14 protein-coding genes and 1 riboswitch are annotated in these 21,346 nt (G+C 66.8%); of the genes, 6 read left to right on the top strand and 8 right to left on the bottom strand.

All coding sequences use genetic code 11. From position 1 onward, the window contains the following. Window positions 1-24: 24 nt before the first annotated feature. The 3 genes from C0J29_RS01835 to C0J29_RS01825 all read right to left on the bottom strand — a co-directional run bounded on the left by C0J29_RS01835 (window position 25) and on the right by C0J29_RS01825 (window position 4,351). Window positions 25-1,386 (bottom strand): maltokinase N-terminal cap-like domain-containing protein, encoded by a 1,362-nt coding sequence (locus C0J29_RS01835; RefSeq protein ID WP_065048208.1) that lies wholly within the window; start codon window positions 1,384-1,386, stop codon window positions 25-27. Further along, window positions 1,383-3,176, bottom strand: coding sequence for a maltose alpha-D-glucosyltransferase (gene treS / locus C0J29_RS01830; RefSeq protein WP_065048207.1), 1,794 nt, complete (start codon window positions 3,174-3,176; stop codon window positions 1,383-1,385). Before treS ends, C0J29_RS01835 begins: the two co-directional genes overlap by 4 nt. Window positions 3,177-3,286: 110 nt before the next feature. Further along, the gene (locus tag C0J29_RS01825; protein WP_065048449.1) at window positions 3,287-4,351 is read right to left on the bottom strand and encodes a S1C family serine protease; all 1,065 of its coding nucleotides are present in this window, start codon (window positions 4,349-4,351) and stop codon (window positions 3,287-3,289) included. A 284-nt stretch (window positions 4,352-4,635) separates the two neighbouring features. Between C0J29_RS01825 and C0J29_RS01820 the strand changes: the two genes are divergently transcribed. Both C0J29_RS01820 and C0J29_RS01815 read left to right on the top strand, forming a co-directional pair. After that, window positions 4,636-5,034, top strand: a complete 399-nt coding sequence (locus C0J29_RS01820; RefSeq protein WP_120791360.1) for a TIGR03668 family PPOX class F420-dependent oxidoreductase — start codon at window positions 4,636-4,638, stop codon at window positions 5,032-5,034. 124 nt (window positions 5,035-5,158) lie between these two features. Then, window positions 5,159-7,309: an elongation factor G-like protein EF-G2 gene (locus C0J29_RS01815; protein WP_120791359.1), complete on the top strand. Its 2,151-nt coding sequence runs from the start codon at window positions 5,159-5,161 to the stop codon at window positions 7,307-7,309. Between the two features lie 13 nt (window positions 7,310-7,322). Here C0J29_RS01815 and C0J29_RS01810 read toward each other — a convergent pair whose 3' ends face one another. Further along, entirely contained in the window at window positions 7,323-8,852 is a 1,530-nt protein-coding gene (locus tag C0J29_RS01810) for a FadD7 family fatty acid--CoA ligase (RefSeq protein WP_120791358.1), read from the bottom strand. 182 nt (window positions 8,853-9,034) lie between these two features. Between C0J29_RS01810 and oxc the strand changes: the two genes are divergently transcribed. Further along, window positions 9,035-10,720, top strand: coding sequence for an oxalyl-CoA decarboxylase (oxc, locus tag C0J29_RS01805; RefSeq protein ID WP_120791357.1), 1,686 nt, complete (start codon window positions 9,035-9,037; stop codon window positions 10,718-10,720). Here oxc and C0J29_RS01800 read toward each other — a convergent pair. Then, window positions 10,717-11,646, bottom strand: coding sequence for a LysR family transcriptional regulator (locus C0J29_RS01800; protein ID WP_120794494.1), 930 nt, complete (start codon window positions 11,644-11,646; stop codon window positions 10,717-10,719). The genes oxc and C0J29_RS01800 overlap by 4 nt on opposite strands. A 192-nt stretch (window positions 11,647-11,838) precedes the next feature. Here C0J29_RS01800 and C0J29_RS01795 point away from each other — a divergent pair, with 192 nt between their 5' ends. Both C0J29_RS01795 and car read left to right on the top strand, forming a co-directional pair. Then, window positions 11,839-12,684 carry a L,D-transpeptidase gene (locus tag C0J29_RS01795; protein WP_120794493.1) on the top strand — a complete coding sequence of 282 codons (846 nt, stop codon included), beginning with the start codon at window positions 11,839-11,841 and terminating at the stop codon, window positions 12,682-12,684. A gap of 130 nt (window positions 12,685-12,814) precedes the next feature. After that, window positions 12,815-16,345, top strand: coding sequence for a carboxylic acid reductase (gene car / locus C0J29_RS01790; protein WP_162951372.1), 3,531 nt, complete (start codon window positions 12,815-12,817; stop codon window positions 16,343-16,345). On the opposite strand, the gene C0J29_RS01785 is transcribed toward car, so the two are convergent. Next, entirely contained in the window at window positions 16,317-17,957 is a 1,641-nt protein-coding gene (locus C0J29_RS01785; RefSeq protein ID WP_120791356.1) for an NRAMP family divalent metal transporter, read from the bottom strand. The two genes, car and C0J29_RS01785, sit on opposite strands and share 29 nt — an antisense overlap. Further along, window positions 17,954-18,076: a hypothetical protein gene (locus C0J29_RS34305; protein ID WP_277950733.1), complete on the bottom strand. Its 123-nt coding sequence runs from the start codon at window positions 18,074-18,076 to the stop codon at window positions 17,954-17,956. Before C0J29_RS34305 ends, C0J29_RS01785 begins: the two co-directional genes overlap by 4 nt. Before the next feature lie 235 nt (window positions 18,077-18,311). Further along, a riboswitch (M-box (ykoK) riboswitch) is annotated at window positions 18,312-18,485 on the bottom strand. A 72-nt stretch (window positions 18,486-18,557) separates the two neighbouring features. Here C0J29_RS34305 and C0J29_RS01780 point away from each other — a divergent pair. After that, entirely contained in the window at window positions 18,558-19,214 is a 657-nt protein-coding gene (locus C0J29_RS01780) for an O-methyltransferase (RefSeq protein ID WP_120791355.1), read from the top strand. On the opposite strand, the gene C0J29_RS01775 is transcribed toward C0J29_RS01780, so the two are convergent. Then, window positions 19,211-21,286, bottom strand: a complete 2,076-nt coding sequence (locus tag C0J29_RS01775; protein WP_120791354.1) for an acyltransferase family protein — start codon at window positions 21,284-21,286, stop codon at window positions 19,211-19,213. The two genes, C0J29_RS01780 and C0J29_RS01775, sit on opposite strands and share 4 nt — an antisense overlap. Window positions 21,287-21,346 lie beyond the last annotated feature (60 nt).

Below are 21,346 nucleotides of genomic sequence, written 5' to 3'. Positions count from 1 at the left end.
ACCGACAGCGCGACCGCGCTTGAGTCAGGCCGTCGTCAGACGGGCAATCGACCGCAGCGGAATCGGCAGCCAGGTGGGACGGTGACGTGCCTCGTATCCGGTCTCGTAAACCGCTTTGTCCAGCTCGTAAGCGGCCAGCAGGAGCGCCGAATCACGCGGATCGATTCCGGAAGCGGCCGCATACCCGTCACAGAACGCGGTGCGATTGCGTTCGACCCACTCCCGGGCCCGCGCCGCCTTCTGCTTGTCGGCGGTGTTCTCCACCAGCGGGCCGTAGGCGGCGTACTCGAACGACCGCAACACCCCGGCGACGTCACGCAACGGCGAATCCGGTGCCCGCCGTTCCTGCAGCGGCTGGCCCGGCTCCCCCTCGAAATCAATCAGCACCCAGCTCTCCGGGGTCCGTAGCACCTGCCCCAGGTGCAGGTCGCCGTGCACCCGCTGCACGGTGATCGACTCGTCGGCCAGCTTGCGGAACCGCTCTTCGATCGTCGTCGCGTACTGCTCGAGGTCCGGCACCGTGGCAACGGCCGCGCTGAGCCGCGACAGGACATGGTCCAGCGGGAAGACCGTCTGTGACGTCCCGAGGGTCTCGGCGAGGGTGGCGTGCACCGAAGCCACCGCCTCCCCGAGGCGGTAGGACTCACCGGCGAAGTCGCCGCCGACCTCGTGGGCATAGAGGTCGCCCTCGGCGAACAGGTCCCGCACGCTGGCGGTCGCCATCGCCCAGCCCTCGGCGGCGTTGGCCGCGAATGCGGTCACCATGCCCAGCGGCGAGGAGGCGTCCGGATCGCCCTGCGAACCCACCTCGTAGGCGCCGAGCAATTTGGCCACGTGGGTGTTGCCGGCCCGTCCCAGCACCCGGTTGAGTTCGATGTCCGGATTGATACCGGGGCTGACCCGGCGGAACACCTTGAAGATGGCGCACGGCGCCCGGTCGAAGATCACGCTGGTGTTGCTCTGCTCGGCATCTGACACTCGCGGGTAGGCGTCCAGCGGCAATTCCACGTCGGGTTCTTTGGAGAACCTGACCTGGCTGTCGGATTCGCCGCGTACCTCCGCGGAGTCGATCAGCGACAGCAGGAACTGGGCGGCCGACGGGTCGTACAACGCGTCGAATGCGGTGTGGTCTTCGGCCGAGCCGATGGTGGCCAGGGTGCTGTACTCGGTGACCGGCTCGGTGTCCCACCCCACGATCACCTGGTAGCGCTCGGTGAAACCGTCGGCATAACCGACGTCGACCAGCACCAGGTCCAGATTCTCGCGCAGCGGCACCACAACCGACACGTCGGCGGTGGACAGTTGCCTGTTGCGTCCGGCATACCAGCGTTGCTGCGGAAGCCACTCCGCCCAGGGCAGGTTTGCGGGCATCGTCGGGCGGGTCATCGGTCCTCCTCGGAAGCGGACAGCTGGAACCAGTAGAACCCGTGTCCCGGGAGCGTCAGCAGATAAGGCAGATGCCCGATCCGCGGGAATTCCACCTGTCCGGTGAGTTCGATTGGGGTGTAGTTGTTCCACTGCTGCAGGTTCAATTCGATCGGCTGAGGGAACCGAGAAAGATTGTTGACGCACAACACGACGTCGTCTTCGGCGTCCTCACGCGGCACTTCCCGCACATAGGCCAGCACTGACGGATTGGACCCACCGAGTTCGTGAAATGACCCGACGGCGAACGCGTCGTGCCGGCGGCGCACCGCCAGCATCGTGCGGGTCCAGTTGAGCAGTGACGTCGAGGTGTCGCGTTGCGCCTCGACGTTGACGGCCTGATAGCCGTAAACCGAGTCCTGGTTGGTCGGCAGGAAGAGCCGGCCCGGGTTGGCGGTCGAGAATCCGGCGTTGCGGTCCGGCGTCCATTGCATCGGCGTCCGCACGCCGTCGCGGTCACCCAGCCAGATCACATCGCCCATGCCGATCTCGTCGCCGTAATACAGCACCGGCGAACCCGGCAACGACAACAACAGTGCGGTGAACAGCTGCATCTGGTTGCGGTCGTTGTCCAGCAGCGGCGCCAGTCGGCGCCGGATACCGACATTCGCCTTCATCCGCGGATCTTTGGCGTACTCCGCGTACATGTAGTCGCGTTCCTCGTCGCTGACCATCTCGAGCGTCAGCTCGTCGTGGTTGCGCAGGAAAATCCCCCACTGAGCCAGGTCCGGGATGTCGGGCGTCTGGGCCAGGATTTCCGAGATCGGAAAGCGGGACTCGCGGCGCACCGCCATGAAGATGCGCGGCATCAGCGGGAAGTGGAACGCCATATGGCATTCGTCGCCGCCGGTGGTGGGATCGCCGAAGTACTCCACGACGTCGGCCGGCCACTGATTGGCCTCGGCAAGCAGTACCCGGCCGGGATATTCGTCGTCCACCACCTTGCGCACCCGCTTGAGGAAGGCGTGTGTCTCGGGCAGGTTCTCGCAGTTGGTGCCCTCCCGCTCGAACAGGTACGGCACCGCGTCCAGCCGGAACCCGTCGATGCCCAGCCCGAGCCAGAACCGCAGGACGTCGATCATCGCTTCCTGCACGGCCGGGTTGTCGTAGTTGAGGTCCGGTTGGTGCGAGAAGAACCGGTGCCAGTAGAACTGCTTACGCACCGGGTCGAAGGTCCAGTTCGACTCTTCGGTGTCGATGAAGATGATCCGGGCGTCGGTGTATTTCTCGCTGGTGTCGCTCCAGACGTAGAAGTCGCCGTACGGGCCCTCAGGGTCGTGCCGGGACTCCTGAAACCACGGGTGCGAATCCGAGGTGTGATTCATCACTAAGTCGGTGATGACCCGGATACCGCGGGCGTGGGCCTCGTCGATCAACGCGACGAAGTCCTCGACGGTGCCGAAGTCGGGCAGCACCTTGTAGAAGTCGCGGATGTCGTAACCACCGTCGCGCAGCGGTGAATCGTAGAACGGCGGCAGCCACAGGCAGTCCACCCCGAGCCACTGCAGATAGTCCAGGCGGTCGATGAGTCCACGCAGGTCACCGGAGCCGTCGGCGTTCGAGTCGAAGAACGCCCGGACCAGCACCTCGTAGAACACGGCGTGCTTGAACCAGGTCGGATCCGCGGGCAGGGCAGCGGCGTTGTCGAAGTCCTCGGCGGTCGGGTGCTCGACCACACCTCCTTCGACGTGGCTGCCCTCCGCTGGATGGTGTGCGGGATCTTGCCTAGAGGCGCTTATCGCGTCATTCATCAAATCCACGATGCCACGGGTACCCGACGCACCTCGTTAAGAATCACCCGAAGCACCCTGACTCTCAGCCCGACGGTGAATCACGGCCTACCCCAAACGAATTGGTTTGATCAGGCCGGGGGGCCCTCCGCCAGGGTGACGTTCTCGGTGCGCGCAACACCGGTTTTGGAGGTGAAGCTGATCGAGACCATGTCACCCGGGTGGTGTCCGTTGAGCGCATCGGACATCGCGGTGGCCGAGTTGATCGGCACGCCGTCGAGTGCGGTGATGATGTCGCCGTTGGAGATCCCGGCGGCCGCCGCGGGAGCGTTGCCGACGACCCGCTGGACCCGCGCGCCGCTGCCGTTGTTGTCGACGACGCCGAGGCCGAGGAAGGCCGTGGGGCCGACGTGCACGGTGGGCGACCCGCCGCCGGACCGGATGTTGTTGGCGATGCCCATCGCCGTTCCGATCGGAATCGCGAAGCCCTGTCCGCCCTGTGACATCTGGAAGTTCTCGGTCGCCGCGGTGTTCATGCCGACCACCTGGCCGGCGCCGTTGACCACCGGTCCGCCGGAATCGCCGGGCTGGATCGCGCCGTCGAACTGGATCAGTCCGTTCAGGGTCTCGGCCGCCCCGGTCAGGGAGTCCGAGGCCTGGACGGTCTGGTTGACGGCGAGGACCTTGCCGGCCACGGCGCGCGGGGTTCCCCCCTGGCCGCCGGTGTTACCCATGGCGACCACCGGTTCGCCGACGCTGACGCCGCCGCCGATGGCAGCGGTAGGCAGGCCGCCCGCGCCGCGCAGCTGCAGCACCGCGACGTCCTGGGTGCGGTCATAACCGACCACGTCCACGCCGTAGGTGCGTCCGTCGCCGACGCTGAAGGCGCTGATGTCGGTGGCGCCCGAAATGACGTGGTTGTTGGTCAGCACGACGCCGTTGGGGTCGATGACGATGCCGGTGCCGGCTCCCACCGCGTTGTTGTAGCCCAGCTTCGTGTTGATGTTGACCACCTGCGGCCCCACCTGTCCGACGAGCGCCGACGGGTCGAGCGGGACCGACGGGAATTGCTTGTACGGCGCGGCCTGCGCGGGCGCCGGCGGAGTCGCCAGACCCAGGCCGGAGACCATTCCCACGACGGCCATGACGGCAACCAGCCATGACCACCTGAATGAACGGTGGCGCGATTTGCTCATCCGGTATACCTCCTGCGTCGGGTAAATAGTCTTCAGTGAAAAATCAAGTCCCAGCCGTAAGGTCCGGGCGGCGGCTCCGTTGTCCTTACCACCGTAATCCAGATACCCATTTAATCGGTGGTCAGGCACCAATTCGGCGAAATGCTGGATCACATCCGGCTCAAATGGGCACCGAGTTAAATGAAGCCTAAGCCGACGGACCCGCCGACGGCCTAATCGGAAAGGCCGGTGGTGACTTACATCACCGGCAGCACCGGCGAAGGCGCCGGTTCTAGGCTGGTTGCGTGGACATCCGGGCCCTGTTCGCCGCATCGCCCGTAGCGCGACTGGCCACCGTCACGCCCGACGGCACCCCGCACCTGGTGCCGGTGGTATTCGCGGTCGACGGAGACATGATCTACACCGCGGTCGATGCCAAGCCCAAGACCACCAAACGGCTGCGCCGGCTCGCCAACATCGAACGCAACCCGGCCGTCAGCCTGCTGGCCGATCACTATGCGCCGGATTGGGCGCAGTTGTGGTGGGTTCGGGTGGACGGCACCGCGACCATCGCGGCCGAGGGCGACGCGCTACGCACCGGCTATGAGTTGCTGCGCGCGAAATACCCGCAATACCAATCAGTTCCACTGGACGGTCCGGTGATCGCCGTCAACGCGACCCGTTGGTCGGGCTGGCACGCCTGATATCGGCCGTCGGCCCACCCTTGTGCTGGGCCGCGGTTGGGGGAAAGGTTGCTGGTGCGTCCTGTGGGCTGGATCACGCCGCGTACGGGAGTCGGCGGCACCCCGGGAGAACTGGAGGATTGTCATGGCCGACAGAGTGAGTGGATCCCCGGGCGCGGGTACGGCCCCCACCGCAACCGGTCCCGACGGTATCCGCAACGTCGTCCTGGTCGGGCCGTCCGGTGGCGGCAAGACCACCCTGGTCGAGGCCCTGCTGGTCGCGGGCGGGGTGCTGTCCCGCCCCGGGTCGGTCACCGACGGCAGCACGGTCTGCGACTTCGACGACGCCGAGATCCGCCAGCAACGATCGGTCGGTGTGGCGGTGGCATCCCTGTCGCACGCCGACATCAAGGTGAACCTGGTCGACACACCCGGGTACGCCGACTTCGTCGGCGAGCTGCGCGCCGGACTGCGCGCCGCCGACTGCGCCCTGTTCGTCATCGCCGCCAATGAAGGTGTGGACGAGCCCACCAAGTCGCTGTGGCAGGAGTGCAACCAGGTCGGAATGCCCCGCGCGGTGGTCATCACCAAGCTCGACCACGCCCGCGCCAACTATGCCGAGGCGCTCGATGCCGCCCAGAATGCGTTCGGCGACAAGGTTTTACCGTTGTACCTGCCGGCCGGTGACGGGTTGATCGGGCTGCTGTCGCAAACCCAGTACAACTACTCCGACGGCAAACGCACCGAGTCGGCGCCCGACGCGTCCGAAGCCGACCGGATCGAGGAGGCCCGTGGCAGCCTGATCGAAGGCATCATCGAGGAGTCCGAGGACGAGTCGCTGATGGAGCGCTATCTCGGCGGTGAGGCGATCGACGAATCGATCCTGATCCAGGATCTCGAGAAGGCGGTGGCCCGCGGGTCGTTCTTCCCGGTGATCCCGGTGTGCAGCAGCACCGGCGTGGGCACCTATGAACTCTTGGAGGTCGCCACCCGGGGCTTCCCGTCCCCGCGCGAACACCCGCTTCCCGAGGTCTTCACGCCGCAGGGCGCCACGCACGAGGAACTGGCGTGTGACGTCGACGCGCCACTGCTGGCCGAGGTGGTCAAGACGACGTCGGACCCGTACGTCGGGCGGGTCAGCCTGGTCCGGGTGTTCTCCGGAACCATCAAGCCGGACGCCACTGTCCATGTGTCGGGGCACTTTTCGTCGTTCTTCGGTAACGGCAATAACGGGCACGGCAGCACGCACCCCGACCACGACGAAGACGAGCGCATCGGGGTGCTGTCGTTCCCGCTCGGCAAGCAGCAGCGGCCCGCGTCCACCGTGGTGGCCGGCGACATCTGCGCGATCGGCAAGCTGAGCCGGGCCGAGACCGGCGACACGCTGTCGGACAAGGCCGAACCGCTGGTGCTCAAGCCGTGGACGATGCCCGAACCGCTGTTACCGGTCGCCATCCAGGCGCACGCCAAGACCGACGAGGACAAGCTGTCGGTCGGGTTGGGCCGGTTGGCCGCCGAGGACCCCACCCTGCGGATCGAACAAAACCCGGAGACACACCAGGTGGTGCTCTGGTGCATGGGCGAGGCCCATGTCGGCGTGGTGCTCGAAGCGCTGTCCAACCGCTACGGCGTCACCGTGGACACCGTCGAATTGCGGGTGCCGTTGCGAGAGACATTGGGCGGCAAGGCGAAAGGGCACGGGCGCCACGTCAAGCAGTCCGGCGGCCATGGCCAGTACGCGGTGTGCGACATCGAGGCGGAGCCGCTACCGGAGGGCGCCGGCTTCGAATTCGTGGACAAGGTGGTCGGCGGCGCGGTCCCGCGCCAATTCATCCCCAGCGTGGAGAAGGGCGTCCGGGCGCAGATGGAGAAGGGTGTGCACGCCGGCTATCCGATGGTCGACATCCGCGTCACCCTGCTCGACGGGAAGGCACACAGCGTCGACTCTTCGGACTTCGCGTTCCAGATGGCCGGCTCGCTGGCGCTGCGCGAAGCCGCGGCGGCGACGAAAGTGATCCTGCTGGAACCGATTGACGAGATCTCGGTGCTGGTGCCCGACGATTACGTCGGCGCCGTAATGGGTGACCTGTCCGGCCGCCGGGGCCGGGTGCTCGGAACCGACACCGCCGGCCACGAGCGCACGCTGGTGAAGGCCGAAGTGCCGCAGGTCGAATTGACCCGCTACGCCATCGATCTCCGCTCCCTGGCGCACGGTGCCGCGTCGTTCACCCGGTCGTTCGCCCGCTACGAATCGATTCCCGAATCCGTTGCCGCCCGGGTGACGACGACGGTTTGATCTGCCGGCACCGTCATTCCTGGCCGGCCCGGCCGAACCGGGCCGACACCGCACGGCGGTCCAGTGAGCCCTTGGCGGTGTGCGGCAACTCCTCAGCCGTCACGAACGTCGCGGGAATCTCAAAGGGCGCCAACCGTTCCCGGCAGAACTCGGTGAGCTCGTCGGCACCCGGGGCCGCACCCCGCGGCACGATGACAGCGGCGACGGCTTCGCCGTACATCGGGTGCGGCACCCCGAAAACGGCCACTTCCAACACCTTCGGGTGAGTCGCCAGCACTCCTTCCACGCGTTCGGGCGAAATCTTCTCCCCGCCCCGGTTGATGAGCTCCTTGATCCGCCCGCGGATGCTGAGGTCGCCGTCCTCCGACAGCGTCCCCAGATCACCGGTGCGCAACCAGCCGTCGGTGAAGTTCGCCTCGGTGATCTTCGGGTCACCGAGATAGCCCCGAACCACGGTGGGGCCTCTCAGCCACACTTCGCCGACGGCACCCGTCTCGACCGGCGCCCCGTCGTTGCCGGCAATGCGGATCTGCGGCCCGGTGGAGCGGCCCACCAGACCGGTCGAGACCGCAGGGTTGACCTCCTGGTCGATACCGGTGCTGGCCACCTGGTGAGTGGCCTCGGTCATCCCGAACGCGCACAGCACCGGCGCGGAGAACTCACTCTGCAGCGCCCGGGCCACCTCGGGCGTCAGCGGCGCACTGCAACTGCGGATGAAACGCATTGTCGCTCGGTGGCTTTGAGCCGTCGCCGCGGCGGCGCGCTCCAGCAGAATCTGATGGATCGTCGGCACGGCCGTGTACCAGGTCGCGCCGACCGCGTCGATGTCGTCCCAGAAGGTGTGCGCGGAGAACCGTCCCCGGGAGGGCAACAACACCGTGCCGCCGGATGCCAGGGTCGACAACAGGGCGGCGATCAGCCCGTGGCCGTGGTAAAGCGGCATCACCGCGACCGTGGCGTCCCGCGGGCCCAGCTGATAACCGGCGATGATGGCCCGCACCGAGCGTGCGATGTTGTCGTGCGTCCAAGGCACCATCTTGGGCAGTCCGGTCGTGCCGCCGGTGAACATGATCATCGCGTCGTCATCGCGCAGACCCTGCGGCGAGTCGGTCGCCGGTCCTGGCTCGGTGGAGGCATTGAGATGTGCCGTCCAGCCGCCGTTCTCGACGGTCACGGCAATCGGCCACCATTCGGATCCCTCGCCGTCGACCAGCACGGCCCGGGCCCCCGCCGCCTCGCTGCGCGCGCGTTGATCCCCGGCCGGCAACGCCGGGTCCAACGGGACCACGATCAGGCCTGCCCGCAACGCCGCAAGCAGCGCGACGACGAACTCGGCGTTGCTGCCCGCGCGCAAGGCGACCCGGTCTCCCGGCCGCAGGCCCGCCCGGGTCAGTTGGGCGGCCAGATCGTCGGCCAGACCGAGCAGTTCGCCATAGGTGACCGGGACGCGGTCTGCAGTGACGATGAGCGCCCGCGCATCCGGCGCGTGGGTGGCTGCCGCCTCGATCAGATCGGTGACACGTGAATCCTGCACGGAAGTCATCAGACGCTCCTTTGTCCGGGCTTACCCAGAACCCTGCCGGTGCCGATAACCGCTGTCCAATACCGATCCGCTAAGAGTCGATAAGCAGCGTGAATCACCGGATAGCGACGCGGTCTTGGACACGGCAGCCGAAGCGGACAACAGTGAGTGCCGGGACACGAGCCAAGAGAGGGGCAGCGACCATGACCGAACCGCTGACCGACGGCTTTCACCTGGTGGTGGATGCGCTGAAGGCCAACGATGTGGACACCATCTACGGGGTCGTGGGCATCCCGATCACCGATTTGGCACGCACCGCGCAGGACGCGGGGATCAGGTACATCGGCTTCCGCCACGAGGGCTCGGCCGGCAACGCCGCGGCTGCCGCCGGATTCCTGACCCGGCGCCCCGGCGTGTGCCTGACGACCTCGGGTCCGGGATTCCTCAACGGCCTGCCCGCGCTGGCGAACGCCACCACGAATTGCTTTCCGATGATCCAGATCTCCGGGTCCAGCGGTCGGGCGGTGGTCGACCTGCAACGCGGTGACTACCAGGACATCGACCAGCTCAACGCGGCGCGGCCGTTCGTCAAGGCGGCCTACCGGATCGCGCGGGTCGAGGACATCGGGCGTGGGGTCGCCAGGGCGATTCGCACGGCAATCTCGGGCCGGCCGGGCGGTGTCTACCTCGACATCCCGGGCGAGGTGCTGGGACAGGCCATGGAAACGTCCGCGGCGGCCGCTTCGGTGTGGCGCGTGGTGGATCCTGCCCCCCGCCAGCTGCCGGCGCCCGACGCGGTCGAGCGGGCACTCGATCTGCTGGCCGGCGCGGAACGACCGCTGATCGTGTTGGGCAAGGGCGCCGCTTACGCGCAGGCCGACAACGTGATTCGGCAATTCGTCGAACGCACCGGATTGCCCTACCTGCCGATGTCGATGGCTAAAGGCCTGCTACCGGACTCGCATCCGCAATCGGCCGCGTCCGCCCGGTCGCTGGCGATCTCCCGCGCCGATGTGGTGCTGCTGGTCGGCGCCCGACTCAATTGGCTACTCGGACATGGTGAATCGCCGCAATGGTCGTCAGGCACCAAGTTCATCCAGATCGACATCGCGCCCGCGGAATTCGACAGCAACCAGCCGATCGAGGCACCGCTCGCGGGCGACATCGAATCGGTGCTGTCGGCGCTGCGGGACGGTCTGGATGCCCACCCGATCAGCGCGCCACCGGCGTGGACCGCCGAACTCGCCGAACGCAAGGCCCGCAATGACGCCAAGATGGCCGAGCGGCTGGCCGAAAATCCGCACCCCATGCGGTTTTACAACGCGCTCGGCGCCATTCGCACGCTACTGCAACGGAATCCGGACGTCTACGTGGTCAACGAGGGAGCCAACGCACTGGACCTGGCCCGCAACGTCATCGGCATGGAGTTGCCGCGCCACCGCCTGGACACCGGAACGTGGGGCGTGATGGGCATTGGCATGGGTTACGCCATCGCCGCGGCGGTCGAGACCGGCCGGCCCGTGGTCGCCATTGAAGGCGACAGCGCATTCGGCTTCAGCGGCATGGAGATCGAAACGATCTGCCGCTACCGGCTGCCGGTCACCGTCGTCATCCTCAACAACGGCGGCGTCTACCGGGGCGACGAATCGGTGCCGGGGACGGACCCGGCGCCCACGGTGCTCAACGCGGGCGCACGTCACGAACTACTCGCGGAAGCGTTCGGCGGCAAGGGATATCACGTCACGACACCGGCCGAACTGGAGGCGTCGCTGTCCGAGGCACTCGCGTCCGGCGCACCCGCGCTCATCGACTGCCAACTCGACCCGGCCGCCGGAGTGGAGAGCGGGCATCTTGCCAGTCTCAATCCCCGGAGCGCCGCAAAGTCCTAATGGGTAAGACTGCGTAGCTGCGCGGCGAAGAATTCGTCGAGACCGAGGTTTTGCGCCGAGGCGACCAGTGCCCGCGCCACCGGCGACCCCGGGCCAGATGCGTTGGTGGCCAACCCGATCAACGCCTTGGGCGCGGGATCGACGAGTTCGACGGCCCGGATCTCACCCCGCGTCGGCGTCATCCACAGCCAGGTGTGCGGCACGATGGTGGCCCAGTTGCCGTTCGCCACCTGCGCGAACAGTGAAGCGACGGAATCGGTTTCGACCTGCGGGTGGACGGTGATGTCATGGTCGGCGAAGGCCGCGTCGATGACCTGGCGGTCGCGCATATCCGGCGTGAGCAGTGCCAGCGGCAGCTGTGCCGCGTCCGGCCAGCGCAGGGTGGCCGCGCCGGGCGGCAGCATGTCCGACCGCGACAGCAGCACGTACTGCTCCTCGTACAGCGGCACGAGTGCTACATCCTGGCTGTCCTTTGCATCCGCCGGGTGTGCGATGACGGCGTCGAGTTCGAATTCGTGCAGCCGCCGGTACAGCTCGGTCGCGGCCAGCCGGGAGCTGATCTGCACCTTTGCCAAGGGGTGTGCCGAGCAAAAGGCCGACAGCACCAGGGACGCGGTCGTCGAGGCCGTCGGCACGGTGCCCAGGCGTAGCGTCCCGGTGATGCCGGACTGCACCGCATGCACTTCCGCCTTGAAGGCGTCGTGTTCGGCAAGAATTCGCTTGGCCCAGACCACCAACCGCTCTCCCTCGGGCGTCAGGCCTTCGAAGCTGTGCCCGCGGTTGATCAGCGTGACGTTGAGTTCTCGTTCCAGCTTGGCGATGGCCGCCGACAGCGCAGGTTGCGAGACATAACACTTTTCGGCGGCGCGGGCGAAATGGCGCTCCTGGGCGACCGCGACGAAGTACTCGAGCTGGCGGAAGAGCACCCGCACCTCCTGGGGCCGTGGGCACGACCCGCTGAGGCTAACGCGTCCACCCCGGGCAGACCAGTCTGATGTGTTCGCGGCACCCCGGCTATGCCGGAATTGGGCTGGAATTGTTTGCTATGGCCCCCGTCCGCCGGATAACCACTAGGATGAGGAGTCGTGTTTATCGCACCGTCCCGGAGGGTGAAGGCCATGCGTCGAGCGGTTCGTAATCTGTTTGTTGTGGTGGCGAGCGCGCTGATGGCCGTGACCGGGTCAGCCGCTACCAGCACTGCCGCTATCTCGGCACCCGGGCCCGTTCCCGGACTGGCTTCCATCCTGCCGGCTAATGGCGCCGTGGTCGGTATCGCGCACCCCGTGGTGGTGACCTTCACCGCGCCTGTCAGCAATCGCCGCGCCGCCGAGCGGGCCATCCACGTCACCTCGCCGAGCCATACCCCCGGACACTATGAGTGGACGAACAGCAACGTCGTGCAATGGGTTCCGGACGGGTACTGGCCACCCAATACGCATGTCTCGGTCGGAGTCCAGGCGCTGGACGACCCGGAAGGCCCTGTTGACCCCGCCCCCGCGCCTGTCCCTGCCGAGCCTGGCACCCTCACACCGGCCCCCGTCCAGCCGGGCGGGACGCGCGAATTTGAAACCGGCCCTGGGACAAGGGGTGTTGCCAGCATCTCCGCTCACACGTTCACCGTCAGCCGCAACGGCGAGGTGCTGCGCACCATGCCGGCCTCGATGGGCAAGCCGAGCCGCCCCACGCCGATCGGCAACTTCAACGCCATGTCGAAGGAGCGCACCGTCGTGATGGACTCGCGGACCATCGGTATCCCGCTGAACTCCTCGGACGGATACCTGATCACCGCGCAGTACGCGGTGCGCGTCACATCGAGTGGCGTGTACGTACATTCGGCGCCGTGGTCGGTGAATTCGCAGGGCTACGCCAATGTCAGCCATGGCTGCATCAACCTGAGCCCGGACAACGCCGCCTGGTACTTCAACCAGGTGAACATCGGCGATCCGATCGACGTCGTAGCTTGATCCTCGTCGCCTGATCCGGGCCTGGTTCTGGTTCCCGCCCTTAGTGTGGCGACGGTCACACTCGCGGGACGGAAGATGGTCAGCAGTCCGCCGGTTGCCCCTTGGGAGTGTCCGGAACGAAAGGCTGACCATGAGCAGTCCGCACGAGGAACGCCTCGCCCAGTTGTTCGCCGAGGACGACCAGTTCCGGCAGGCCCGACCCGATGCCGCCGTCCGGGCCGCCGCGCGGCAACCCGGGCTGCGGCTGCCGCAGGTGATCGAGACGCTGGTGCGGGGTTACGCCGACCGTCCCGCGATGGGCTGGCGGGCACGCGGACTGACGAACGATCCCGAAACCGGCCGCACCGTCGGCACCTTGCTGCCCCGGTTTGACACCATCACCTACCGCGAACTGTGGTCCAACGTTGCGGCCATCGCCGCCGCCTGGCGAGGCGACCCCGAGAACCCGGCCGCAGCGGGCGACTTCGTGGCCACAGTCGGTTTCGCGAGCGTGGACTACCTGACCATCGACCTGGTCAGTGGATACCTCGGACTGGTCGCGGTGCCGCTGCAGCACAACACCACAGCCTCGCGGTTGCAGCCCATTCTCGCCGAGGTACAACCGCAGATCCTCGCCGCCGGCGCCGACTACCTCGACCTGGCGGTGGACGCCGCGATAGGCGCCGATTCGGTGTGCCGGCTCGTGGTTTTCGACTACCGACCCGAGATCGACGACCAGCGCGAAAGTCTGGCCCGGGCGCAACAGAAGCTGGCCGCCGCCGGGATGACGGTGCACATCGAGACCCTGGACGACGTCATCGCCCGCGGTCGAACCCTGCCGCCCGAACCGACGTACACCGGCGGTGACGACCAGCGGTTGGCCATGATCATGTACACCTCCGGCAGCACCGGATTACCCAAGGGCGCAATGTATTCCGAGCGCATGGTGGCGAAGATATGGACCAACGAGTTGATGCCGGACCGCGAGGACGTGCCGGTGTTCAACGTGAACTTCATGCCGCTGAACCACCTCGGGGGCCGGATCCCGCTGTCCACCGCATTCCAGGCCGGCGGCACCAGCTATTTCGTGCCGGAGAGTGATCTGTCCACCCTGTTCGAGGACTGGAATCTGGTGCGGCCCACCGAGATGGGCCTGGTGCCCCGAGTGGCGGAGATGCTGTACCAGCGCTACCAGAGCGCGGTCGACCGTCGCGTCTTCGACGGCATGTCCGTCGCCGAGGCTGAGGCGCAGGCACACGTCGAACTGCGCGAGCAGGTGCTCGGTGGACGCGTCCTCACCAGCTTCACCGGCACCGCGCCGCTGGCCGCCGAGATGAAAACATTCGTCGAAACCTGTTTGGGCGTACATCTTCTGGACGGCTACGGCCTGACCGAGGTCGGCATGGTCACCAAGGACGGCCTCGTGACGAAACCGCCGGTGATCGACTACAAGCTCGTCGACGTTCCGGAACTCGGCTACTTCCGCACCGACAGGCCTTATCCGCGTGGTGAATTGCTGGTGAAGTCGGCGACCGCCATGTCGGGCTACTACCAGCGTCCCGATGTCACAGCCGCCGCCTTCGACTCCGAGGGCTACTACCGCACCGGTGACGTGATGGCACAGATCGGGCCCGACCGACTCACCTATGTCGACCGGCGCAACAACGTGCTGAAGCTGGCGCAGGGCGAGTTCGTCGCAGTGGCCCGCCTGGAGGCGATCTTCGCCACCGCCCCCCTGATCCGGCAGATCTTCGTCTACGGCAACAGCGAACGTCCCTATCTTCTCGCCGTTGTCGTGCCGACCGACGAGGCACTCGGCCGGTTTCCGGACGACGACGCCGCCATCAGAGCGGCGCTGAGCGAATCCCTGCGCCAGACAGCCAAACTCGCCGAGCTGCAGTCATACGAGGTGCCCGCGGAGTTCCTGATCGAGCGTGAGCCGTTCAGCACCGACAACGGGCTGCTGTCCGGCGTGGGAAAGCTGTTGCGGCCGAAGCTCAAAGAGCGCTACGGCGACGAGCTGGAGCAGCTCTACGCACAGCTGGCCGACACCCGGGACGCGCAACTGCGTTCGCTACGGCACGGCGCGGCGGATCGGCCCGTCATCGACACGGTGGCGCACGCCGCCGAAGCACTGCTAGGTCTGGTCGGTGGAGCTCCGGATCCGGCTGAACACTTCATGGATCTCGGCGGAGATTCCCTGTCCGCGCTGACTTTCGCCAACCTGCTGCAGGACATCTTCGACGTCGAGGTACCCGTGGCGCTGATCATCGGGCCCACCAGCTCGCTGCGACTCATCGCGGACCACATCGAGGCGGGCCGCGAATCCGGTTCCCAACGTCCGTCGTTTACCACCGTGCACGGCCGCGGCGCGTCCCAGGTCCGCGCGGCCGACCTGACACTGGACAAGTTCATCGATGCCGCCACCCTGTCCGCCGCGGCGTCGCTACCCCGGACGACGGGGACACCGCGGACGGTGCTATTGACCGGCGCCAACGGCTATCTCGGCCGCTTCCTCGCACTCGAATGGCTGGAGCGGCTCAATGAAACCGGCGGACGTCTGCTGTGCCTGGTGCGCGGCACGGACCCGGAGGCCGCCTACCGGCGCCTCGAAGACGTCTTCCACTCCGGCGACCCGCAGCTGCTGCAGCGGTTCCAGACCTTGGCCGCTGACCACCTCGAGGTCATCGTCGGCGACATCGGTGAGCCGAATCTCGGTCTCAGCGAGGAGATTTGGCATCAGCTGGCGCAGCGCGTCGATCTGATCGTGCATCCGGCGGCGCTGGTCAACCACGTCCTGCCCTATGACCAGTTGTTCGGGCCGAACGTGGTGGGTACCGCCGAGCTGATCCGGCTCGCCATCAGCGGACGCGTCAAACCGATCACTTACCTGTCGACCGTGGCGGTCGCCATGTCCGTCGACGCGTTCACCGAAGACGGCGATATCCGTGCCGTCAGCCCCACCCGCCCCGTCGACGACAGCTACGCCAACGGGTATGCGAACAGCAAGTGGGCGGGTGAGGTGCTGTTGCGTTACGCACACGACCTGTGCGGCCTGCCGGTTGCCGTGTTCCGTTCCGACATGATTCTCGCCCACAGCTACTTCGCCGGTCAGCTCAATGTCCCAGATGCGTTCACACGATTGATCTTCAGCCTGCTCGTCGCCGGTATCGCGCCCGACAGCTTCTACCGGGCGGACGGCAGCCGCCCCCGAGCCCACTACGACGGGCTGCCCGCCGATTTCGTCGCCGAAGCCGTCGCCACGCTGGGTGAGCTGACGGCGACCGAAACCGCCCCGGTGTTCCGTTCCTTCGATGTGATGAACCCGCACGACGACGGCATCTCCCTGGACGTGTTCGTGGACTGGCTGATCGACGCCGGCAACGACATACATCGGATTGCGGACTACGACGAGTGGCTGGGGCGTTTCGAGACCGCGCTGCGTGCCTTGCCGGACAAGCAACGTCAATACTCGTTGCTGCCGCTCCTGGACGCCTACCGCATACCGCAGGATGCGCTACCCGGTGCGCCGGCGCCCACGGAGGTGTTCCGTGGCGCCGTGCGCAACGCGAAAATCGGTGTCGACAACGACATTCCGCACCTGTCGGCGACGCTGATCGACAAGTACGTCGCCGACCTGCAATTGCTCGACGTCATCCCAGGCCGGTCTGCACGATCTTGACCACCACCAGCACAACCGCCACCACCAGATAGGCCCGCAGGGTGAACAGGCCGGCGCGCCGCGTCGGCGACATCACCGGACGTTCGAGCGCGGCAAGATTCGTTGTGTGCCAATCATTCAGGTGCCGTACACGCTCGGCGCGAGTCAGCCGTGGAGCGCGGTCCCGCCGGTTCGTCAGGACCCCGACGGCACCGACTACGACGCCGAGCAACAGCCCGGCCCCCAAGCCGATGCCGATGGTTGTCGTCGACAAGCGCGGAAACAGGGTCGCCGCCGTCAACGCGAGCGACAACAGCACCAGGCTCCACACGATCGTCCACGCAACGATGTTCTGGCGCAACGTGTTCGACCACGGCCCGAGCAGCGCGCGGTCATTGCACAGCAGCACCAGGAAGACCGTTGCCGAAGGCAGCACCACGCCCGCCAGCGCCTGCACACCTTGCGTGATCAACCCCAACACGTGGTCGGGACTGAACGCGACGGCAGCCGAAACCGCGAGCAGCAGCGCGTAGCCGCCGTAAAACCAGGGAGCCTCGGTGATTTTCCAATGCAACGAATGCCGCTTGCCCAGGGCGTCACCGACGGCGTACGTGGTGGCCAGACCGATGGCGTTGGCGCCGATCAGCGATGCGTCCAGCAGCACGATCGCGAACAGGATCCCGACGGTCCGGCCTCTGTGGGTTGCCAAACCGGCGGCCACGGCACCCGCGTCGGTGAAGTTGCCGGCATCGGCGGTTCCCGCCAAGCCGAACGCGGTCACGGCCATCAGCGCCGTCGCACCTACCACGACAATGACGATGCCCAGCGCCAAATCGGCACGCGCATAAGGGATCCAGCGCGTGGTGATGCGCTTATCCACCACATTGGACTGCTGGAAGTACAGCTGCCAGGGCGCCACGGTGGTGCCCACGATGGCGACGACCAGCAGCAGCACCGTGGAGTTGAGCCCGCCCGGAAACTGCGGCACCAGCCCGTCGACCGTGGCGGTCCAGGTCGGATGGACGAGCAGCGCCATCGGGATGATCACCACGTTCACCGCGATCAGGAGGAACATCAGCGCCTCCCAGCGCCGGAACGAGCCGCCGGCCACCACCGCGAACAGCAGCACGGCGGCCGCCGGGATCGCGACGGCCCTCGGGCAACCCAGAAACCCGAGCGCCAGGGACACCCCGATGAACTCGGTGACGATCGTCAGTGCATTGAGCAGCAGCAGATCACCGACGCTGAACGCGCCCCAGAACTTGCCGAATCGCTCAAAGATCAACCGGGCGTGCCCAACTCGGGTCACCACACCCAGCCGCAGCGCCATCTCCTGGTTGACGTACAACACGGGGACCATCAGTGCCAGCGTCCACAGCAGGGCCATCCCGTAGTTCTGCCCGGCCTGCGCGTAGGTCGCGACGCCGCCGGCGTCGTTGTCGCCGACCATCGCGATCAGGCCGGGACCACTGATGACGAGCAGGGTACGCAACCGGCGCCATCGTCCGCCCACGTCGCCGTCACGGCCGATGCGGCCGAAGGCACCGACGATGTCCCCGACGTGCGCACCATCCAGCACCACCGGCTCGGGTGCCGCCGGCAGCGCTGACGGGTGGGTGGAGATCGAGGTCATGCCAGCACCGCGATGGGGCTGCGTCCCACGTAGGCGTCGGCTCGCTCTTGCGCGGTCATGTGCAGCGAGGTCTTGAACATGTGCGCGCAGCGCCGGAAAACAGAGGTGATCCTGGTCATTGCACTACTCCTGACTTCAGAGCCCGACCGGCTCGCGTCAAGCAGCGCAGCGCGGCGTCAGCCGGCGGACATGCCGGAGCCGGATCGGGACAGGATGGATTTCAGATACGGACTATCGCCTGGACTAGTACTCATCACGCCCTCACCTCCTCACAGCCGGGACACGCGCGGGTGTCACCACTCCACCACAGAGAGAAGCACCAACGAGAGAAGCGAATGCCCGACATGGTCGTCGGGCGCACCCCTCTCGTCGGAGCTTTGGCACTGCACGGCGTATCCGGCCGGGAGACCGGAAGCCACTTGGGCTCAACCCTTAAGCCGGGAAGAGCTGTCCTGACCCGGGGCGTCTTTCGACGTTCGGGGTCAGTGGCCTGTATCCGTGCAGACGCCTCACCTACCGAGGTGCTTGCAGCCTCCCATGTTGGCACTGGGATCGCAGCACGTCAAACGCGGTCGTCCGGGAGCGCCTAATGTCGGCGGTATGGCAAACACTCTCCAGGACTCCCGGGTCGCTTCGACGCTCGAGCGGATGTACACCGCCTCCCAGGACCAGATGTCGCTATTGCAAGAAAGGCGTGCAGATTTCGACCGGCCGATGACGGCAGTCGAGCGCACCGCGGCGATGAGCGAGTTCTTCATCCCGGTGACGCCGGAGGCCGGCCAACTGCTGTATGCGCTGGTGCGGGCGACCCGCCCGGAAACGGTGGTGGAATTCGGTATGTCATTCGGCATTTCAGCGATACACCTGGCGGCGGCGGTGCGGGACAACGGCATCGGACACGTGGTGACCACCGAGCTCAGCGACACCAAAATCGCTGCGGCGAAACAAACCTTCGCCGAGGTCGGCCTGGACGACGTGATCACCGTGTTGGCCGGAGACGCGCTGTCCACTCTGGCCGGGCTGGATCGTCCGGTGAATTTCGTCCTGCTCGACGGATGGAAAGACCTGTACCTGCCGGTGATCGAACTCCTGCAGCCGGCATTGTCGTCCGGCGCGGTGGTGGTCGCCGATAACACCGAATCGCCGGATCTGCGGCCGTATCTGGACTACGTGCGAGACCCGGGCAACGGTTTCGTGAGCTTCAATTTCCCGGTGCGGGCAACCGACAGCATGGAACTCAGCTGCTGGACCGGCTAGCGGACCGACTCCTCCAGCCACGGCAACAGCCACTTGACCCCTTCCGGGGTGAGGTGCACGCCGTCGCTGCGCACCTTGATGCCGTCCACCTTGGCGGTGTAAACGCCGTCCGGGCAGAGCTTTTTGTTGAGGTCGACGATGCCGACGTTCGGACGCTGACCAATTGCGTTGCGCATCATGGTGTTCCACTGGTTCACCCGATCGGGCTGATCCTCGGGGTACAACCGTCCGTCGGGCTTCTCGCCGCCGCGACTGTAGGGCACGGTGGCGACCAGCACCCGCACTCCGGTCGATCCCACGATGTCCAGTGCCCGGTTCAATTCGAAGTTCAGGTAGCCGTCGAACGTCGGGTCGCCGATGTGGGTCCACTTGCCCTCGTTCACCCGGTCGACCGTCTCCCAGCGGCCGATGACCAGTAGCGCGACATCTGGGCGGTCGGCAGCGATCTGGGTGGCCCAGCGTCCGGGCCAGCTGTCGCATTCGGGGCGCTGCTCCAAGGTCTGACCGATGTAGCGGTATGGCGTGCCGCGCACCAGGCTGCATCCGATAACGGTGTGATCGAGGAACCGGAATCCGGGCGTGGCCGGTAGGTAGTGCATCATCGTCCAGCCGATCGAATCGCCGAATACCGAAACCGTGAACGGCGCGTTGGGATCTCGCGGACCTGGCGCGGGGAGGTTTGCCGCGGGGGGCGACGGGGAAACCGCCGCGACCGCAGAGACGCCGGGCGGTAGACCCACCTCGTGGAGCCCGGTTCCGACCGGCACCACCATGATCGTCGCCGCCGCGGCGCTGGCGACGGTCGCTGCGGCCAGCGGCAACAGCGGCACGCGTTGCGGCCGCCACCGCCGGATGGGTTGTTCGATCGCCCAGTAGGACACCCCGGCCACCGCCACCGTCAACGCGCAGCGGGCCGCGAACAGGCCGAGCCCCGACCATCCGGTGCGTTCGCCGTTGAACACCAGGAAGATCGGCCAGTGCCAGAGGTAGACGCCGTAGGAGATTGCGCCGAGCCACACCAGCGGGCGCCAGGCCAACGCGCGCGCCACTATTCCGCGCTGCTCGAGTGCCACCGGGGCAACCACCAGGACTGCGGCAACGGCCACGACGATGAGCAGACCGTGCCGGAACTCGCCCGCGCTGCCGGTGGCGTAATGAGTCAACGCCGCCAGCGCGGCCAGCCCGGCGACCGGCAGGACACGCGCGACGCGGCGTCCCCAGCGGGTCCGGATCAGACACCATCCCCGGTTCAGCGCCGACCAGTCCCTGACCAACAGAGCCGATGCCGCGGCACCTACCAGCAGGGCCTGGGCGCGGGTATCGGTGCCGAAGTAGATCCGGTCGCGGGTGCTGTCGGAGGTGAAGACGATGGCGGCAGCGGCCGAAGCCATCGCACCGAACGTGGCAATGACGAAGGCGGCCAATCGAACATGGCCGACGGTGATCTTGGCGAAGTAGCGCCGGGCCCGCGCGGCCAGCAACAGCGTGACCGCGATCAGCAACACCGGCCAGACGATGTAGTACTGCTCCTCAACCCCGAGGGACCAGGTGTGTTGCAGCGGCGACGGCGCACCCTGGGTGAAGTAGTCGGTCTTCTGAGCCACGAATCGCCAGTTGGCCACCCAGGCGAAGGCGGCGATCGCGTCGCCGCGCAGGCCGTCGAGAGACTGGTAGGGCAGAAATTCGCGGGCCACGCCCACGGTGAGCACCATCAGCACCAGCGCCGGCAGCAGGCGGCGAGCGCGCCGGATCCAGAAGCCGGTGAGATCGATGCGACCGGCGCGCCCCAATTCATCGAGCAACAGCGAGGTGATCAGGAATCCGCTGAGGACGAAGAAGATGTCGACGCCGATGAACCCACCGCTGACGCCGGGAACACCGCCGTGCCCGACCAGAACCAGAGCTACGGCTATGGCACGCAGGCCGTCCAGCGCGGGAATGCCGCTAGGCCGGTCCCCCCGGTCCCATGCCGCCAGCCGACCGGCGCGCCGTAACGGAGCAACCCAGCGCGATTTGGGTGCAGAACGTGCCGGTGCGGGATTCTTTCCGCCCGGCTCGGTTTTCGCTGTCAGCGCGCCCTGACCACGTCCTCGTCCGGCGCCGAATTTGATGCCGATACGTCGCTGCCCCTC

It is taken from the genome of Mycobacterium paragordonae (assembly GCF_003614435.1).
Taxonomy (GTDB): Bacteria; Actinomycetota; Actinomycetes; order Mycobacteriales; family Mycobacteriaceae; genus Mycobacterium; species Mycobacterium paragordonae.
This window is presented reverse-complemented; position numbering and strand designations above follow the sequence as displayed.